The organism is Hymenobacter sp. B81 (genome assembly GCF_044628455.1).
GTDB lineage: Bacteria > Bacteroidota > Bacteroidia > Cytophagales > Hymenobacteraceae > Solirubrum.
This window is the reverse complement of sequence record NZ_JBIYZW010000001.1, coordinates 1,929,184-1,947,295: the sequence shown is the minus strand read 5'-3', so window position 1 is coordinate 1,947,295 and position 18,112 is coordinate 1,929,184. Positions and strand designations below refer to the sequence as shown.

Below are 18,112 nucleotides of genomic sequence, written 5' to 3'. Positions count from 1 at the left end.
GGCCAGCGCCTCAAAATGACAGTGGTTAAACCGCTTCTCGACAGAGGCACTGCGGAGCGGGCCTCTAATCTTTTCTAATCCGGTTCTCACCCGGTTTTAATGCCCGCGGGCCTCCTTTGTGGCCCACCGGAGCATACTACCGATGAAGAAAGACCAACGTTCACCGCTGACGGCCTACCTGCTGGGCGCGGCCCTGCTGCTGTCGGCCGGGCTCAACGGCTACCTGCTGCTGCCCAGCGCCAACTACCTCACGGGCCCCGACCTGACCGAAGCCGCGCGGGTGGCCGAGTCGGAGCTGGAGCTGCGCCTGGCCCATAGCCAGCTGGCCCGCTGCCAGGCCGAGCAGCTGCGCAAGGACAGCCTGCTGGTGAGTTTGCTCAGCCGCACCCACTCGCTCTCGACGGGCCTCTAGCGGCTTTAATGTTTTCTAATGTGAGCCTAATGCGGCTCTAATACCGGGGGCGGAGCTTTGCCCCGAACTTTTAGTCTGCGCCCTTGCGGGCCACCTGCCATGCCTGTTTCGCTGCCCCGCTTACTGTTTATTCCTGTGTTGACGGCTGCCCTGGGCAGCACTCTGACCGGCTGCGACGCGCAGGGCGGCTCGAGCGAGCAGCAAACCACCGCGGCCGCCGAGGTGCCCGTGCTGCCCGTAACCCAGCTGGTGGCCACCGATACCGTGCTCTACCGCAAGTACGTGGCCGACATTCAGGCCCTGCGCAACGTGGAGGTGCGGGGCCGCGTGCCCGGCTTCCTGGAGAAGATTTACGTCGACGAAGGCCAGGAAGTGAAGCAGGGCCAGCTGCTGTTCCGCCTCAACGCTCAAACCTACCAGACCCAGCTCAGTAAGGCCCGCGCCGCCCTGGCCAGCGCCCGCGCCGACGCCCGCGTGGCCCAGCTCGAAGTGGGCCGCGTGCGCCTGCTGGTGCAGAACGACATCGTGTCGCCCTCGGAGCTGGAAGTCGCCCAGGCCCGCCTGCAGGCCGCGCAGTCGCAGGTTGAGCAGGCCCGCTCGGCCCAGACCGAGGCCGAGCTGCAGCTAAGCTACACCGAGGTGCGCGCGCCCTTCGACGGCATCATCGACCGCATTCCCCTCAAGGCCGGCAGCCTCGTCGACGACGGCACGCTGCTGACCACCGTGTCCGACATCCGGGCCGTGTATGCCTACTTCACCGTGTCGGAGGGCGAGTACCTGACCTACCAGAAGCGCCGCGCCAGCCGCGCCGCCGACGAGGTGCACCTGGTGCTGGCCGACGGCACGAGCTACCCCCACGCGGGCCGCATCGAAACCATCGAAAGCGAGTTCGACGCCAACACCGGCTCAATTGCCTTCCGGGCCCGCTTCCAGAACCCCGACAAGCTGCTCAAGCACGGCGCCACCGGCCGGGTGCGGCTGGCCAACCCCGTCGAAAATGCCGTGCTGCTGCCCCAGAAAGCCGTGTTTGAGCTGCAGGACAAGAACTTCGTGTTCGTGGTAGACCAGCACAACCGCCTGCGCCAGACCCACTTCGTGCCCCGCACCCGCCTGGCGCACTTCTACCTGGTGGCCTCGGGCCTGAAGCCCGGCGACCGGGTGGTGTACGAGGGCGTGCAGGACGCGCGCGACGGCATGCAGATCCGGCCCCGCCCCGTGGCCATGGACAGCCTGCTGGCCCCCGCGCCGCAGCCCCGCAGCGGCGGGGGCGGCGCGGCCACGGTAGCTGCCGTGCACGCCTACTGACCCGCTTGAAAATAGAATAGTTGCCCTCCGGGCAAGCCGTAACTTCCGTGTTGCGCTTGCCGGAGCATCACTCCTGGAAGTGCCGCATGCTTTGGTGAGCAGACGCTATCCTGAAGGGGGAGGAAGTGCTCCGGCAAGCTCAGCACGCATTCAGGGCCGCTGAGGCCCGCTGTTCGCCGCGCCGGCCGCCTGGGCCGGGGCCGGCTACCTACTAGCTGCTCATGCTCGCCTTGTTCATCAAGCGGCCGGTGCTGTCACTGGTCATTTCGCTGTTTATTACCCTGCTGGGGGCGCTGGCGTTTTTCGCCCTGCCCATCACGCAGTTTCCCGAAATCGTGCCGCCCTCGGTGACCGTTACGGCCAAGTACACCGGCGCCAACGCCGAGGTGTGCGCCAAGGCCGTGGCCACCCCGCTGGAGCGCGCCATCAACGGCGTGCCGGGCATGACCTACATGTCGACGGTAACCTCCAACAACGGCATCACCGCCATTCAGGTGTTCTTTGAGGTGGGCACCGACCCCGACCTGGCGGCGGTGAACGTGCAGAACCGCGTCACCACCATCATCGACGAGCTGCCCGAGGAAGTTATCAAGGCCGGCGTGACCACCGAGAAGGAAGTCAACAGCATGCTGCTGTACCTCAACGTGCTCAGCGACGACCCCGCCGCCGACGAGGAGTTCATTTACAACTTCGCCGACATCAACATCCTGCAGGAGCTCAAGCGCATCGAGGGCGTGGGCCGGGCCGAAATCATGGGTTCGCGCGAGTACTCCATGCGCGTGTGGCTCAAGCCCGACCGCCTGCTGGCCTACAACGTGTCGGCCGACGAGATTGTGGAGTCTATCCGGGCCCAGAACGTGGAGGCGGCTCCCGGGCAGACCGGGGAAAGCTCGGGCCGCGCGGCCCACATGCTGCAGTACGTGCTGCGCTACACCGGCAAACTCTTCGAGCCCGAGCAGTACCGCAACATCGTGGTGCGTGCCAACGCCGACGGCTCGGTGCTGCGCCTGCGCGACGTGGCCGAGGTCGAGTTCGGCACGCTCAGCTACGGCATGGTATCGAAAACCGACGGCCGCGCCTCGGCCGCCATCATGCTCAAGCAGCGCCCCGGCTCCAACGCCCGCGACGTCATTGCCAACGTGAAGGCGCGCATGGCCGAGCTGAAGGGCACTTCGTTTCCGCCGGGCATGACCTACAACATTAGCTACGATGTGTCGCGCTTCCTCGACGCATCGATCAGCGAGGTGCTGCGCACTTTGTTTGAGGCCTTCCTGCTGGTGTTCGTGGTGGTGTATGTGTTTCTGCAGGACTGGCGCAGCACGCTCATTCCGGCCCTGGCCGTGCCGGTAGCCCTCATCGGCACGCTGGCCTTCATGCAGGCCTTCGGCTTCTCCATCAACCTGCTCACGCTCTTCGCCCTGGTGCTGGCCATTGGCATCGTGGTCGACAACGCCATTGTGGTGGTGGAGGCCGTGCACGTGAAGATGCACGAGGAGCACCTCTCGGCCCGGCAGGCCACGCTGGCGGCCATGGGCGAAATCGGCGGAGCCATTGTGGCCATCACGCTGGTAATGTCGGCCGTGTTTGTGCCGGTGGCCTTTATGAGCGGCCCGGTGGGCGTGTTCTACCGGCAGTTCTCGCTCACGCTGGCCATTGCCATCGTCATTTCGGGCATCAACGCCCTTACGCTCACGCCCGCGCTCTGCGCCCTGCTGCTCAAGCCCACCCACGCCATCGAGGGCGACACGCCCGATGCGCCCGGCGGCCCGCGCCCGGGGCTGCTGGCCCGCTTTTTTGCCGGCTTCAACCGCCGCTACGACGCCCTGGCCCGCAGCTACGAAAGCCTGCTGCGCCGCATCGCGCCCCGCCGCTGGGTCACCATCGGTATGCTGCTGGTTTTCAGCCTGGCTACCTGGGCCCTGAGTCTGGTGCTGCCCGCGGGCTTTATTCCGACCGAGGACCAGGGCATGATTTACGTGAACGTGACGGCCCCGCCCGGTGCCACCGTGGAGCGTACCGAGAAAGTGCTCGACCAGGTGCAACGCGCGGCCGCCCAGCTCGGGCCGGTGGAGTCGGTAACCACGCTGGCAGGCTACAGCCTGCTGAACGAAGTGGCCGGCGCCTCCTACGGCATGGGCATGATCAACCTCAAGGCCTGGGACCAGCGTGAGCAGTCGGTGGATGAGCTGATTGCCGAGCTGCGCCAGCGCACCGCCGGCATTAGCGACGCGCGCATCGAGTTTTTCTCGCCGCCCACCGTGCCCGGCTTCGGCAACTCCAGTGGCTTTGAGCTGCGCGTGCTCGATAAAACCGGGCGCGGCGATTTGCAGCAGACGGCCGCGGCCACCAACAAGTTTATCACGGCCCTGGCCGGCACGCCCGAAATCGGGGCCGCCTTCACCACCTTCGACGCCAACTTCCCGCAGTACCTGATTCACGTGGACCAGGAAATGGCGGCCAAGAAGGGCGTGACCGTGGACCGGGCCATGAGCACCCTGCAAACGCTGCTGGGCTCGTTCTACGCCTCCAACTTCATCCGCTTCGGGCAGATGTACAAGGTGATGGTGCAGGCCGCCCCGAACTACCGCGCCGCGCCCGAGGACGTGCTCAAGCTGTACGTGAAAAACGACCGCGGCGAGATGGTGCCCTACTCCACGTTCCTGACGATGGAGCGCGTGTACGGCCCCGAGCAGCTCACCCGCTACAACATGTACACCTCGGCCATGCTCAACGGCGACGCGGCCCCCGGCTTCAGCTCGGGCGAGGCCATTGAGGCCGCCGAGCGGGTGGCCGAAAAAGAGCTGCCCCGCGGCTTCAGCTACGAGTGGAGCGGCATGACGCGCGAGCAGATTCTGTCGGGCAACCAGGCCGTGTACGTGTTCCTGATGGTCATTGTGTTCGTGTACCTGCTGCTGGCGGCCCAGTACGAGAGCTTCCTGCTGCCGCTGCCGGTGCTGCTGTCGTTGCCCACCGGGGTGTTCGGCGCCTTCCTCTCGCTGAAGCTGCTGGGTCTGGAAAACAACATCTACGCCCAGGTGGCGCTGGTCATGCTCATCGGCCTGCTAGGCAAAAACGCCATTCTCATCATCGAGGTGGCCAACCAGCGCCGGCAGGAGGGGGCCACGGTGCTCGAAGCCGCCATCGAGGGTGCCGTCTCGCGCCTGCGCCCCATCCTGATGACCTCCTTCGCCTTCATTGCCGGCCTGATTCCGCTCGTGGTGGCCTCGGGCGCCGGCGCGCTGGGCAACCGCTCAATCGGCACGGCCGCGGCGGGCGGCATGCTCATCGGCACCCTGTTCGGCGTGGTGCTCATCCCGGGCCTGTACGTGCTGTTTGCTTCCCTGAGCAAGCCCGCCACTACCGACGAGGACGAACCCGAACCCCAACCCGAACCTCCCAAAGCTGTAGTGCGCCGTCTCGAGCCGGCCTAACCTTTCCCCGGAAAACGGAACGGTCGCGCTGGTCGGCGGCCCCCGCTGCGCGGCCAGCCCGGTCCCGGCCGCCACCCGGCGGCGCCCCGCCCACGCCGCCGCGGCCGGGCCCGTGGGCTGACTCCACCACCCGCCGCGCGGCGGAGCCATGCGCAGCCAGCCGACCGTTCTTTTTTCGTCATGCCCCGGCGCCGCCGGCCCGGACTTTGCCTTTCTCATGTCTGCTATACCCGCTTATTCCCGCTTTTTCCGGCCACTGCGGCTGCTGCCCGCGCTGGGGCTGCTCTGGCTCGGCGGCTGCAAGGTGCTGGAGCCCACCCCGCCCCGGGCCGGGGCCGCGCTGCCCGCCAGCTACGGCGCGGCCGCCCCGGCCGACTCGGCCACCGTGGCCGCCCGCCCCTGGCGCGAGTTTTTCGCCGACCCCGCCCTGGTGGGCCTCATCGATACGGCCCTGCAGCGCAACTACGATTTGCGCATGGCCGTGCAGCGCGTGGAGCAGGCCCGCAGCCAGCTGCTCTCGGCCCGCGGCGCGCTGCTGCCCACCGTGAGCGGGGCCGCCGCGGCCGGCGCCGACCGCTGGGGCGACTACACCCTCAACGGGGTGGGCAACTACGACACCAACCTCTCACCCAACATCGAAGGCCGGCAGCGCATTCCCACGCCCGTTACCCCCGACTACTTCCTGGGGCTGCGCAGCTCCTGGGAAATCGACCTCTGGGGCAAGCTGCGCCAGCGCCGCCGCGCCGCCGCCGCCCGCCTGCTGGCCTCGGAGCAGGGCCGCCAGCTGGTGACCACCGCCCTGGTAGCCGAGGTGGGCCGCCTGTACTACGAGCTGCTGGCCCTCGACAACGAGCTGGCCGTGCTGGGCCGCAACACCCAGCTGCAAAGCCGCGCCCTGGAAATCGTGCGGGTGCAGAAGCTGGGCGGGCGCGCCACCGAGCTGGCCGTGCAGCAGTTCACGGCCCAGCTGCGCCGTACCCAGGGGCTGGAGTTTCAGGCCCGGCAGCGGGTGGTGCAAACCGAAAACCAGCTTAACCAGCTGCTGGGCCGCTACCCCCAGCGCGTAGCCCGCGGCGCCGGTATCCGCGAGCAAAGCCTGCCCGACAGCGTGGCGGCCGGCGTGCCCGCCCAGCTGCTGCTGCGCCGCCCCGACATTCGCCGCGCCGAGCTGGAGCTGGCCGCCACCCACGCCGACGTGTCGGCCGCCCGGGCCGCGTTTCTGCCCTCGCTCACCATTACGCCCTACGTGGGGCTGAACGCCTACCGCGCCTCGGTGCTGTTTCAGCCCGAGTCGATTGCCTTCGGGGTGCTGGCCGGCCTCACGGCGCCGGTGTTCAACCGCAGCCAGCTCAAGGCCGAGTACGGCCGCGCCACCGCCGCCGACCAGGAAGCTTTGCTGGCTTACCAAAAGACGCTGCAGACCGGGTTCGTGGAAGTGCACACCAACCTGCGCGGGCTGGCCAACTACCGCCGCGCCTACGCCCGCAAGCAGGAGGAAACCGCCGCCCTCAACCGCGCCGTGGCCGTGGCCAACGACCTGTACCTGACCGGCTACGCCAGCTACCTGGAGGTGATTACGGCCCAGCGCGGCGCCCTCGATGCCGAGCTGGAAGCCACCAACCTGCGCAAAGAGCAGTTCTTGCAGCTCATCGAGCTGTACCGCGCCCTCGGCGGCGGCTGGGAGCCCACCCCCGCCGGCTGATGAGGGTAGGCATTCTGTTACACTTTTACCTGTTACAGTTTAAACTGTAACAGGTAAAAGTGTAACAAGCCCGCCGCCCGCCCGGGCCGTGTTTCAGAAATCGAGGGATTGGGAAAACCTGAAACCGGCACCACCCACCCGCGCGCCGGGCGGGTGCATCGTTTATCAACCAGGAAGCCCCGTTGGGGCTTTCGTTTTTACCGAATGACCCAGGAAGAATTGCACCAGGCCGGCTTCGTGCGGGCCGACTGGATTCCCAGCGGTACCCGCTACCAGCACGGCGAGCTGTACGTGCGCCTCACCGAGCAGGGCAGCCTGCGCCTGTTCATTCCCGCCGGCCAGCCCCACGCCGTGGAGCTGGCCTCGGGGAGTTTGTACGAGCCGGTGGTGCACTTTCTGGGGCCCCTGGAAGAGGTGGCTGCGCAGCTCGGGCGCCTGGAGTAGGAGGTGTTACGACAGGGCCTGGGGCGGGGGCGAGCCGGCGGGGCGGGACTTGTCCGGCGGCAGGGGCACGAACTCGTGGTTGTCGTTGGGTGGCAGGGCAATGCGCCCGGCCTGCCAGTCGGCCTTGGCTTGCTCAATCCGCTCCCTGCGCGACGAGACGAAGTTCCACCAGATAAACCGCTCACCCAGCGGCTCGCCGCCCAGCAGCATCAGGGTGCTGGTTTCGCGGGCCGTGATAACGGGGTCGGGGCCGGGCGTGAACACCAGCAGCTGCCCGGCGCCGTAGCGGTGGCCGCCCACCTCCACCTGGCCCTTGGCCACGTAGGCCCCGCGCTCGGCGTAGCCCCGGGGCAGGCCGAAGCGGGCCCCGGGCTGCAGCACCACGTGCAGGTAGAACAGGGGCGAGTGGGTGCGCACCTCGTTGCGCAGCCCGAAGGCGTCGCCGGCAATCAGGCGCATCCACACCCCGTTTTCGGTGAACACCGGCAGCTCGTGGGGCTGGTAGTTGGTAAAGGCCGGGGCGCTTTCCTCGTCGGCCGCGGGCAAAGCCACCCAGGTCTGAATCATTTCCAGCTGCCCGCCGGCCAGCGTGGCCGGGTCCTTGAACCGCTCGGAGTGGGCAATGCCGCTGCCGGCGGTCATCCAGTTCACCTCGCCGGGCCGGATGATCTGCTCCACGCCCAGGCTGTCGCGGTGCGTGACCTGCCCGCCAAACAGGTAGCTCACGGTGGACAAACCGATGTGGGGGTGGGGCAGCACGTCGAGGTCGGGCGCCGCGCCGGGGGCCAGGCTGACCGGACCGGCGTGGTCCATGAAGATGAAGGGCCCCACCATGCGCCGCTGCCGGAAGGGCAGAATGCGCTTCACGGCGAAGCCGGGGGCCAGGGCCGCAGCCCGCGCGTCGATAACTAAGTCCAGCATGGCAAAAAGGCGTTGAGCAGGGGTGAGCGAAAAAGTGGGCGGCCGCGGGGGGCGGAACAGTACAGGAGGGTTGGGGCCGCGGGCGTGGCGTTCTTGAAGGCAGATTCCGCCGCGGCGCGCCCGGGGCGGAAATGTAAGGCGCCAGCCGCGAACCGCCCGCTCCGGCCCCGCGCGCCGACTTTATCCACCCTACTTTCCCCGCACGCTCATGAGCAAACCCGGAATCCTGCTGGCGGTACTCGGCCTTGGCCTGCTGGCCGGCCCGACCCTGGGGCAGCAGCGGCTGACTACCGGCGCCCAGCAGCCCATGCCGGCCGAGTGGATCGACGCCGACACCGGCCACAAGGTGGTGCGCCTGACGCCCACCGAAGGCCGCAACGCCAGCTTCTACTTCCACAACAACCCCTTCGTGCCGGCGCGGCGCGGGGGCGGCCACCGCATGGTGTACTACCACACCGGTCCCCAGGGCAAGCAGCTCTACGCCCTCGACCTGCAAACCCGCCAGACCGAGGCCCTGACCAAGCCGCGCCCATCGATGAGCGGCGAGATTGTGGCCCCGAAGCGGCGCGAGGTGTTCTACCAGGTGCACGACACGGTATACGCCACCCACGTCGACACCCGCCAGACCCGTCGCGTGTTCGTGTTTCCGGCTGATTTCAAGGCCAGCATCACCACCCTGAACGCCGACGAAACCCAGCTGGGCGGGGCCTGGAGCAGCGACGCCGAAAAGGAAATTTCGCGGCAGTACCCCGAGAAGAAGGACTACTTCCGCCGCATCTACGACGCCAAGCTGCCGCGCACCCTGTTCACGGTGAACGTGCAGACCGGCCAGCTCACCAAGCTTTACACTGACCACGCCTGGCTGAACCACGTGCAGTTTTCGCCCACCGACCCGCGGCTGCTCATGTTCTGCCACGAAGGCCCCTGGGAGCTGGTGGACCGCATCTGGACCATCGACGTGCACACCAAGGAGGTGAAGAAGGTGCACCAGCGCACAAAGGAGCGCGAAATAGCCGGCCACGAGTGGTTTGCCGCCGACGGCAAAACCATTTGGTTTGACCACCAGCTGCCCCGCGGCGGCCCGTTTTTCGTGACGGGCACTGACCTGAAAACCGGCAAGCAGCGCAGCTACGAGCTGACCCGCGACGAGTGGTCGGTGCACTACACCAGCTCGCCCGACCAGCGGCTGTTTGCCGGCGACGGCGGCTACCCTTCCTCAGTGGCTAAGTCGCCCAACGGCCACTGGATTTACCTGTTCCGGCCCGACGGCAAGAAATTCAAGTCGGAGAAGCTGGTGAACCTGAAAAGCCACCAGTACAAGCTGGAGCCCAACGTGCACTTCTCGCCCGATGGCAAGTGGCTGATTTTCCGCGCCAACTTCGAGGGCGAAAGTCAGGTGTACGCCGTCGAAATTGCCAAAGCCTCGTCCTAACCAACTGCCACCCGCCCGCTGTTTCTCATGCTGACCCGTACCCTGAAATCCTGCGGCTTCGGCCTGCTGCTGAGCGCCCTCGCGCTGCCGGCCCTGGCCCAGGAGCTGCCCAAGAAAAAGCAGATTCTCAAGAAGATGACTTTGGCCAACGACTACTTCATGAAGAAGTGGCCGGACACGGGCAAGGAAATCGTGACCAACAAAACCCGCCCCAGCCACATCTGGACGCGGGGGGTGTACTACGAAGGTTTGCTGGCGTTGCACGGCATCGACAAGCAGAAGCGCTACTACGACTACGCCGTGGACTGGGGCGAGAAGCACCACTGGGGCCTGCACCGCGGCATCGAAACCCGCAACGCCGACAACCAGTGCGCCGGCCAGACCTACCTGGCCCTCTACGAAATCGACCCCAAACCCGAGCGCATCCGCGACATCAAGGCCAGCATCGATTTGATGGTGAAAAGCCCCAAGGTGGACGACTGGTGGTGGATTGACGCCCTGCAGATGGCCATGCCCATCTACGCCAAGCTGGGCGCCATGACCCAGGACACGGCCTACTACGAGAAGATGTACCGCCTCTACAACTACTCGAAAACCCAGCACGGCGGCAACGGCCTCTACAACCCCCAGGACCGCCTGTGGTGGCGCGACAAGGACTTTGTGCCGCCCTACAAAGAGCCCAACGGCGAAGACTGCTACTGGAGCCGCGGCAACGGCTGGGTGGTGGCCGCGATGGTGCGCGTGCTGGAAATCATGCCCAAGGGCGCCCCGCACCGCGAGGAGTACGAGCGGATGTTCTTGGACATGATTGCGGCCCTACCGCCCCTGCAGCGCCAGGACGGCTTCTGGAACGTGAGTTTGCACGACCCCAACCACTACGGCGGCAAGGAAATGACCGGCACCGCCCTGTTTACCTACGGCATGGCCTGGGGCGTGAACAACGGCCTGCTCGACGCCAAGCAGTACCGGCCCATCATCGTGAAGGCCTGGAACGTCATGGCCAACGAATCGGTGCAGAAAAACGGCTTCCTGGGCTACGTGCAGGGCACCGGCAAGGAGCCCAAGGACGGCCAGCCCGTGACCATCACCAGCATGCCCGATTTCGAGGACTACGGCCTGGGCTGCTTCCTGCTGGCCGGCACCGAAGTCTACAAAATGCACGACGCGCCGACGGCGAAGTCTACCGCCAAAAACTAAGCGGCGTCAGCGCTGCCACCCGCCTTTCCCACCCATGAAAAAATACCTCGCCCTCAGCTTGCTGCTCGCCGCCACGCTGGCGCAAAACCCGGCCGCAGCGCAGGCGCCCCGGTGGCCCGCGCTGACCCAGCAGGCCAAGCCCTGGACTCGCTGGTGGTGGCAGGGCAGCGCCGTAAACGAGCACGACCTCACGCGCCTGCTGCAGCAGTACCAGCAGGCGGGCCTGGGCGGGGTGGAGATTACGCCCATTTACGGCGTGAAAGGCACCGAAAGCCAGTTCGTGAACTTTCTGGCGCCGCGCTGGATGGATTTGCTTACTCACACCCTCACCGAAGCCGGCCGGCTGGGGCTGGGCGTGGACATGGCCCAGGCTTCGGGCTGGCCCTTCGGCGGGCCCTGGGTGACGCCCGACGACGCCTGCAAGTACGTGGCCTACCAGACCTACTCGCTCAAGGGCGGCGAGCAGCTCCGGGAAGCCGTGGCCTACACTCAAAAGCCGCTGATTCGCACCATCGGCCAGCCTATTGACCTCAAGCAGCTGGCCGACCCCATCACCCTCAACAAGAACCTGCAGCTGCACGCCTTCGACCAGGTGCGCTTCGAGAAGCCGCTGCCGCTGCAGGCGTTGGTGGCGTATTCTGACAAGGGCGAAACCGTGGATTTGACCGGCAAGGTGGGCGCCGACGGCAAGCTGAGCTGGACCGCGCCCCGCGGCAACTGGACGCTCTACGGCGTGTTCCAAGGCTGGCACGGCAAAATGGTGGAGCGCGCCGGTCCCGGCGGCGAGGGCGACGTCATCGACCACTTCTCGCAGCAGGCCACCCAAAACTACCTGCGCCGCTTCGACGAGGCCTTCAAGGGGCGCGACGTAAAGCCGATTCGGGCGTTTTTCAACGACTCCTACGAGGTAGACGACGCCCACGGCGAAGGCAACTGGACGCCGCAGCTGTTTGCCGAGTTTCAGCGGCGCCGCGGCTACGATTTGCGCCGCCACCTGCCGGCCTTGTTCAGCAAAACCGGCGACGAGGCCAACCAGCGCGTGCTCAGCGACTACCGCGAAACCATTTCGGAGCTGCTGCTGGAAAACTACACCCAGACCTGGAGCAAGTGGGCCAAAACCCACGGCGCGCTCATCCGCAACCAGGCGCACGGCTCGCCGGCCAACATCCTCGATTTGTACGCCGTGACGGACATTCCCGAAACCGAGGGCGAGGACTTGCTGCGCCTGAAGTTCGCCTCCTCGGCCGCGCACGTCACGGGCAAGCCGCTGACTTCGTCGGAGTCGGCCACCTGGGAGAATGACCACTTCCTGTCCAGCCTCAGCGACGTGAAAAAGGCCATGGACAAGATGCTGCTGGGCGGGGTAAACCACACCTTCTACCACGGTACCAACTACTCGCCGCAGAACGCGGCCTGGCCGGGCTGGCTGTTTTACGCCGCCGTGCACTTCAACCCCAACAACTCGTTCTGGCCCGACTTCACCAAGCTCAACCAGTACGTAGCCCGCAGCCAGAGCTTTTTGCAGGCCGGCCAGCCCGCCAACGACGTGCTGGTGTATTTGCCCATCTACGACTCGTACACCCGCCCGGGCAAGGTGCTGCTGCAGCACTACGACGGTATCCGCCACGGCTTCAAGGACCTGACCGTGGGCGCCACCGGCGAAACGCTGCTGCAGAAAGGCTACGGCTTTGACTTTATTTCGGACCGGCAGCTGCTGGGCGTGAAGGGCAGCGGCAAGGGTCTGCAAACCGGTGGCGCCAGCTACCAGACCATTCTGGTGCCCGATGCCCGCCTGATGCCGCTGCCCACCTTGCAGCAGCTGCTGAAGCTGGCCCAGGGCGGGGCGACCGTGGTCTTCCAGAACCAGCTGCCCACCGACGTGCCCGGTTTGGGCCAGCTCGATGCGCGCCGCGCGGCGTTCAAAAAGCTGCTCGGCCAAATCAAGCTCAAAGACAGCGGCCGCGCCGGCATTCAGCAGGCCGCGCTGGGCAAGGGCCAGGTGCTGGTGGGTAAGGACGTGGACGCCCTGCTGAGCCAGGCCGGCGTGCAGCGCGAAACGTTGGTGGACAACGGCCTGCAGTTCATTCGCCGCCGCCACGCCCGCGGGCACTACTACTTCGTGGCCAACTGGGGCGATAAAGCCGTGGAAGGCTGGGTGCCGCTGCATACGGCGGCCAAATCGGTGGCCCTGTACAACCCCATGACCGAGCAGCTGGGTCTGGCTGGCACGCGCCGCGCCGCCGGGGGGCAGCCCGAGGTGTACGTGCAGCTGGCCCCCGGCGAGTCGTGCATCCTGGAAACCAACGAAGCCGTGGTGAACGGCCCGGCCTACGCCTACCTGAAGCCCGCCGGTCCGGCCCAGCCGCTGGCCGGCCCCTGGCAAGTGCGCTTCGTGGCGGGCGGGCCCGAGCTGCCGGCCGCCACCGAAATCAAGCAGCTGGGCTCGTGGACCAGCCTGGGCGAGGCCGCGCAGAAGTTTTCGGGCACGGCGGCCTACACCGCTTCGTTTGCCCTGCCGCCGGGCAGCGCGGCCGACGGTTGGCTGCTCGATTTGGGCCGGGTAGCCGAAAGCGCCCGGGTGCAGCTCAACGGCCAGGATCTGGGCACGCTCATCGGCCCCACTTACCGGCTGCTGATTCCGAAAGAGCAGCTGAAAGCCCGCAACACGCTCACCGTGCTGGTGAGCAACGGCATGGCCAACCGCATCAGTGATATGGACCGGCGCGGGGTGGAGTGGAAGAACGCCTACAACATCAACATGGCCAGCAAGCTCAAGGAAAACCGCAACGCCCAGGGCCTGTTCACCGCCGCCCAGTGGGCCCCGCGCGAGTCCGGCCTCATTGGCCCCGTGACGCTCACGCCCGCCACCACCCGCGCCGAAAAACTGCAGTAAGCCATGCTGAACCGACGCACGTTTTTGACTGGCTTGGTGCTGCTGCCGTTGGCGCGGGCCTTCGCGGCCTTTGCCGACGGCAAGCCCTGGCCCAAGGGCAGCGTGGCCAGGTTCAGCAAGCACCTGAAGCCGGTGGGCCGGGCGCTGGAAATGGAGGGCTACTACGTGTGGTGCACCAGCCCGATTTACGGACACGACGGCAGGGTGCACGTGTTTTTTTCACGCTGGCCCCAGCAGAAGGGCATGGGCGGCTGGCTCAACAGCTGCGAAATAGCCCGCGCCGTGGCCGACTCGCCCGCCGGCCCCTTCGTGTACCAGGAAACCGTGCTGGCCCCGCGCGGCCCCGGCTTCTGGGACGCCACCACCTGCCACAACCCCCACGTGCAGCTGGTCGACGGTAAGTACTGCCTGTTTTACATGGGTACCTCGAACGGCAAAACCAACACCAAGCGAATCGGGCTGGCCACCGCCGAGCGGCTGGAAGGTCCCTGGACGCGCCCCGACGCGCCGCTGCTGGAGCCGGGCGCCGAGGGGGCCTGGGACGACCACTGCACCACCAACCCCGCGTTTGTGAAGCACGAGGGCCGGTACTGGCTGTACTACAAGTCGTGGAACACCCGGGACTACGTCACATCCACGCACCCCACCATTCGGGGCAACCGCAAGTACGGGCTGGCCGTGGCCGAGCGCCTGGAAGGCCCCTACGTGAAGCACCCCGCCAACCCCGTCATCGACTTCTCGCGCCTGGGCCACAACAAGCAGTTCGAAGACGCCTTCGTGTGGCACGAAAACGGCAAGTTTCAGCTGCTGGCCCGCGACATGGGCGTGTACGACCACGAAGTGGGCCTGCTGCTGGAGTCCCGGGACGGCATAGCGTGGACCTACCCGAAAATAGCCTACCGGGCTTTGCGCGAGTACGTGCAGGAGCCGCCCGCGCCCGCTAATCTGAAGCGCTACGGCCGCCTCGAACGGCCCCAGCTGCTCATGCGCAATGGCAAGCCCGCGTACCTGTTTGGCGCCTCGCAGGGCGGCCGGTACCTGACGGCCTCGGCCTTCGTGTTCAAAATCGACTAACTCAACCTTCGCTTGCTCATGCTTGGTGTTGCTTTCCGCCGCGGCCTGCTGGCGGCCGCCCTGCTGCTGACGGCCCCCGTCGCCCACGCTGACATTACCCTGCCGGCTTTGCTCACCGACCATTTGGTGCTGCAGCAGAAAACCACCGTGGCGCTCTGGGGCTGGGCTGCGCCGGGCGAAGCGGTGCAGGTGACGGCGGGCTGGCAGAAAAAGCCGCTGCGCACCGTGGCCGACGCCCAGGGCAACTGGCTGGTGCGCGTGCCTACGCCCAAGGCCGGCGGGCCCTACACGCTGGTGTTTCAGGGCCGGAACCGGCTGGCGGTGCGCGACGTGCTGCTGGGCGAGGTGTGGCTGTGCTCAGGGCAGTCGAACATGGCTTTTCCGGTGGCCAAGGGCGCCTCGAAGTGGATGACCGGCGTGACCAACGAGGCGGAAGCGGTGCCGAAAGCGAATTACCCCGCCATCCGCATGTTCACGGTCACGCAGAAAGTAGCCGACGAGCCCGAGCGTGACGTGCAGGGCAGCTGGGCGGTGTGCAGTCCGCAGACCGTGGGGGCGTTTTCGGCCGTAGCCTACTTTTTCGGGCAGGAGATTCACCTCAAAACCGGCGTGCCGGTGGGGCTGATTCATTCTTCCTGGGGCGGCACCCCGGCCGAGTCTTGGACGCGGCGCGAGGTGCTGGCGCAACACCCCGAGCTGAGCCCGATACTGACGCGCTACGCCGAGGGCCTCGCGCGCCGCCCGGCCTACGAAGCCGAGCTGGCGGCCTGGAAGCAGGAAAAGCAAGCCAACCCGGAAATCAACCGCCCCAAGCCCCGGGAGCCGCTCAGCGCCAGCAGCAACAAGTCGCCCGCCAAGCTCTACAACGGCATGATCCGCGGCTTGCAGCCCTACACGCTGCGCGGCGTCATCTGGTACCAGGGCGAAAGCAACGCCGAGCGGGCCTACCAGTACCGCACCCTGTTTCCGGCCCTGATTGCCAGCTGGCGCCAGGACTGGCAGCAGCCCGAGCTACCGTTTTACTTCGTGCAGATTACCCCGCACAAGGGCCAGAACCCCGAAATCCGCGAAGCGCAGCTGCTGAGCTGGCAGCAGGTGCCACGCACCGGCCTGGTGGTAACCACCGACGTGGGCGACTCCCTCGACATTCACCCGCGCAACAAGCAAACCGTGGGGCACCGCCTGGCCCGGTGGGCCCTGCGCCACGAGTACAACCAGCGCAAGCTGGAAACCTCCGGCCCCATCTACCGCTCGATGCGCGCGGAAAACGGGAAAGTGCGGCTGGAATTCGACCACGCCGCGGGGCTGAAAGCGGAAGGCCCGCGCCTGCGCGACTTCACCGTGGCCGGCGCCGACAGCGTGTTTCACCCCGCCCAGGCCCGCATCGACGGCAACTCGGTGCTGGTGTGGAGCGACCAGGTAACCCGGCCGGTGGCCGTGCGCTTCGGCTGGCTGGCCGTGCCGCACGCCAGCCTCTACAACGCCGCCGGGCTGCCCGCCTCGCCCTTCCGCACCGACGCCTGGCGCGTATCTACCCACGGCAAACGGTAGCGCGCTTCGGCCGTCGATGGCCGGAAAACCTGCCGACAGGGCCGCAGAGGCCGCTTGGGCGGGGCGGCGGCGCGGCCCGCGGGCCGCGCATCTTTTTGGGGTAGCAGGAGGGTGCGGGAAGGTTCGGCCCCGGATAAGGGGCACATTTGGCTTAGTAAGTGAGAAGCGTGAACCTGACGGACGCGTGGCGGGGTAGGGGAAAGGCGGGTGTGGGAATCCGCTACAAAGAAGCCCGGCCGCGCGTCCCGTCAACGCTTCCCGACTTACCTCTCCTTGTTGGTTTGACTGCTCTTTTCGGCTATGCACCTACTCCTGTCGTTTCTGCTTCCGCTGCTGGCCTGGCTCGGCTCCTTCGTTACACCAGCCCCGGCGGCTTCCGATGTCGAACCGGCCTGGGTAAAGGAAGTGGGCGCCAAAACCCAGCCCCGAGCCAACAAAACCTTCCTGGTTACCAAGTACGGCGCGGTGGCCGACGGCAAAACGCTCAACACCAAAGCCATTCAGCAGGCCATTGATGCCGCGGCCAAAAAAGGCGGCGTGGTGACCTTCGCGCCGGGCCAGTACCTGACGGGCTCCATCTTCCTGAAGAAGGGCGTGACGCTGGATATTCCGCAGGGCGTAACGTTGCTGGGCAGCCAGGAGCTAAAGGATTACCCCGTGATGCCCTCGCGCATTGCCGGCGTGGAAATGAGCTGGCCCGCGGCCCTCATCAACGTGCTCGACCAGGACAACGTGGCCATTACCGGCCAGGGCACCGTGGACGGGCAGGGCAAGCCGTTCTGGGACAAGTACTGGCAGATGCGCAAGGACTACGACAAAAAGGGCCTGCGCTGGATTGTCGACTACGACGCCCAGCGCCCGCGCACCCTGCTGGTGTCCAACTCCACCAACGTCACCCTCACGGGCATTACCCTGCAGCGCGCCGGCTTCTGGACGGTGCACATCCTGTACTCCAAGCACGTCACCGCCGACGGCCTCGTCATCCGCAACAACATCGGCGGGCACGGCCCCAGCACCGACGGCATCGACATCGACTCGAGCAGCTACGTGCTGGTGCAGAACTGCGACATCGACTGCAACGACGACAACTTCTGCCTGAAGGCGGGCCGCGACTGGGACGGCCTGCGCGTGAACCGGCCCACCGAGTACATCCTCATTCAGAACTGCGTGGCCGGTGCCGGCGACGGACTCTTTACCTGTGGCTCCGAAACCTCGGGCGGCATCCGCCACGTCATTGCCCGCGGCCTCAAGGCCAAGGGCACCAAGTACGGCATTCGGCTGAAGTCGGCGGTGAACCGCGGCGGCACGGTGGAAGACATCGTGGTGGAAAACATCGAAATGGACGGCGTGCGGGTGCCCATCATCATGACCATGAACTGGAACCCCTCTTACAGCTACTCCACGCTGCCGGCCGGCTACACCCAGGAAACCCTGCCCGAGCACTGGAAAAAGATGCTGGCCACCGTGGAGCCCGAGCGCGGCATGCCCCGCTTCCGCAACGTGCGCATCAGCAACCTGAACGCTACCAACGCCAAGACCGGCGTATCGGCCGAGGGACAGGCCAAATCCATGCTGGAAAACTTCACGCTGGAGAACATCACCATCAGCACCGCGGCAGCCGGCAAAATCGACTTCGCCCAGGGCTGGAACCTGAAGAACGTGACGGTGAAGGCCGACGACCAGGAGCCCATTGCCGTGCAGAACAGCACGGGCATGAACTTCTAAACCTGCCCAGAACGGTGCCCCAGCC

12 protein-coding genes are annotated in these 18,112 nt (G+C 66.4%); 11 read left to right on the top strand and 1 reads right to left on the bottom strand.

Annotated features, from left to right (window positions below; genetic code table 11):
• The first annotated feature begins 142 nt into the window (after positions 1-142).
• From ACE191_RS08535 to ACE191_RS08515, 5 genes are all read left to right on the top strand, one after another.
• Entirely contained in the window at positions 143-412 is a 270-nt protein-coding gene (locus ACE191_RS08535; protein ID WP_400191774.1) for a hypothetical protein, read from the top strand.
• A gap of 135 nt (positions 413-547) precedes the next feature.
• Complete coding sequence (locus ACE191_RS08530) at positions 548-1,717, top strand: efflux RND transporter periplasmic adaptor subunit (RefSeq protein ID WP_400191773.1); 1,170 nt, start codon at positions 548-550, stop codon at positions 1,715-1,717.
• A gap of 221 nt (positions 1,718-1,938) precedes the next feature.
• Positions 1,939-5,148, top strand: a complete 3,210-nt coding sequence (locus tag ACE191_RS08525; RefSeq protein WP_400191772.1) for an efflux RND transporter permease subunit — start codon at positions 1,939-1,941, stop codon at positions 5,146-5,148.
• A gap of 217 nt (positions 5,149-5,365) precedes the next feature.
• Entirely contained in the window at positions 5,366-6,850 is a 1,485-nt protein-coding gene (locus tag ACE191_RS08520) for an efflux transporter outer membrane subunit (RefSeq protein WP_400191771.1), read from the top strand.
• Positions 6,851-7,054: 204 nt separating this feature from the next.
• Positions 7,055-7,294: a hypothetical protein gene (locus ACE191_RS08515; RefSeq protein WP_400191770.1), complete on the top strand. Its 240-nt coding sequence runs from the start codon at positions 7,055-7,057 to the stop codon at positions 7,292-7,294.
• A gap of 6 nt (positions 7,295-7,300) precedes the next feature.
• On the opposite strand, the gene ACE191_RS08510 is transcribed toward ACE191_RS08515, so the two are convergent.
• On the bottom strand, positions 7,301-8,215 hold the full coding sequence (locus ACE191_RS08510; protein WP_400191769.1) for a pirin family protein: 915 nt from the start codon (positions 8,213-8,215) through the stop codon (positions 7,301-7,303).
• A 208-nt stretch (positions 8,216-8,423) separates the two neighbouring features.
• Between ACE191_RS08510 and ACE191_RS08505 the strand changes: the two genes are divergently transcribed.
• The 6 genes from ACE191_RS08505 (at position 8,424) to ACE191_RS08480 (ending at position 18,087) form a co-directional block, all read left to right on the top strand.
• Entirely contained in the window at positions 8,424-9,647 is a 1,224-nt protein-coding gene (locus ACE191_RS08505) for an oligogalacturonate lyase family protein (protein WP_400191768.1), read from the top strand.
• Positions 9,648-9,674: 27 nt separating this feature from the next.
• On the top strand, positions 9,675-10,844 hold the full coding sequence (locus ACE191_RS08500) for a glycoside hydrolase family 88 protein (protein ID WP_400191767.1): 1,170 nt from the start codon (positions 9,675-9,677) through the stop codon (positions 10,842-10,844).
• A gap of 34 nt (positions 10,845-10,878) precedes the next feature.
• The gene (locus ACE191_RS08495) at positions 10,879-13,737 is read left to right on the top strand and encodes a glycosyl hydrolase (protein ID WP_400191766.1); all 2,859 of its coding nucleotides are present in this window, start codon (positions 10,879-10,881) and stop codon (positions 13,735-13,737) included.
• Between the two features lie 3 nt (positions 13,738-13,740).
• On the top strand, positions 13,741-14,811 hold the full coding sequence (locus ACE191_RS08490) for a glycoside hydrolase family protein (RefSeq protein ID WP_400191765.1): 1,071 nt from the start codon (positions 13,741-13,743) through the stop codon (positions 14,809-14,811).
• A gap of 18 nt (positions 14,812-14,829) precedes the next feature.
• A complete protein-coding gene (locus ACE191_RS08485; protein WP_400191764.1) occupies positions 14,830-16,362 on the top strand; it encodes a sialate O-acetylesterase in 1,533 nt (510 codons plus the stop codon).
• A gap of 300 nt (positions 16,363-16,662) precedes the next feature.
• Positions 16,663-18,087 (top strand): glycoside hydrolase family 28 protein, encoded by a 1,425-nt coding sequence (locus tag ACE191_RS08480; protein WP_400191763.1) that lies wholly within the window; start codon positions 16,663-16,665, stop codon positions 18,085-18,087.
• The last annotated feature ends 25 nt before the right edge of the window (positions 18,088-18,112 follow it).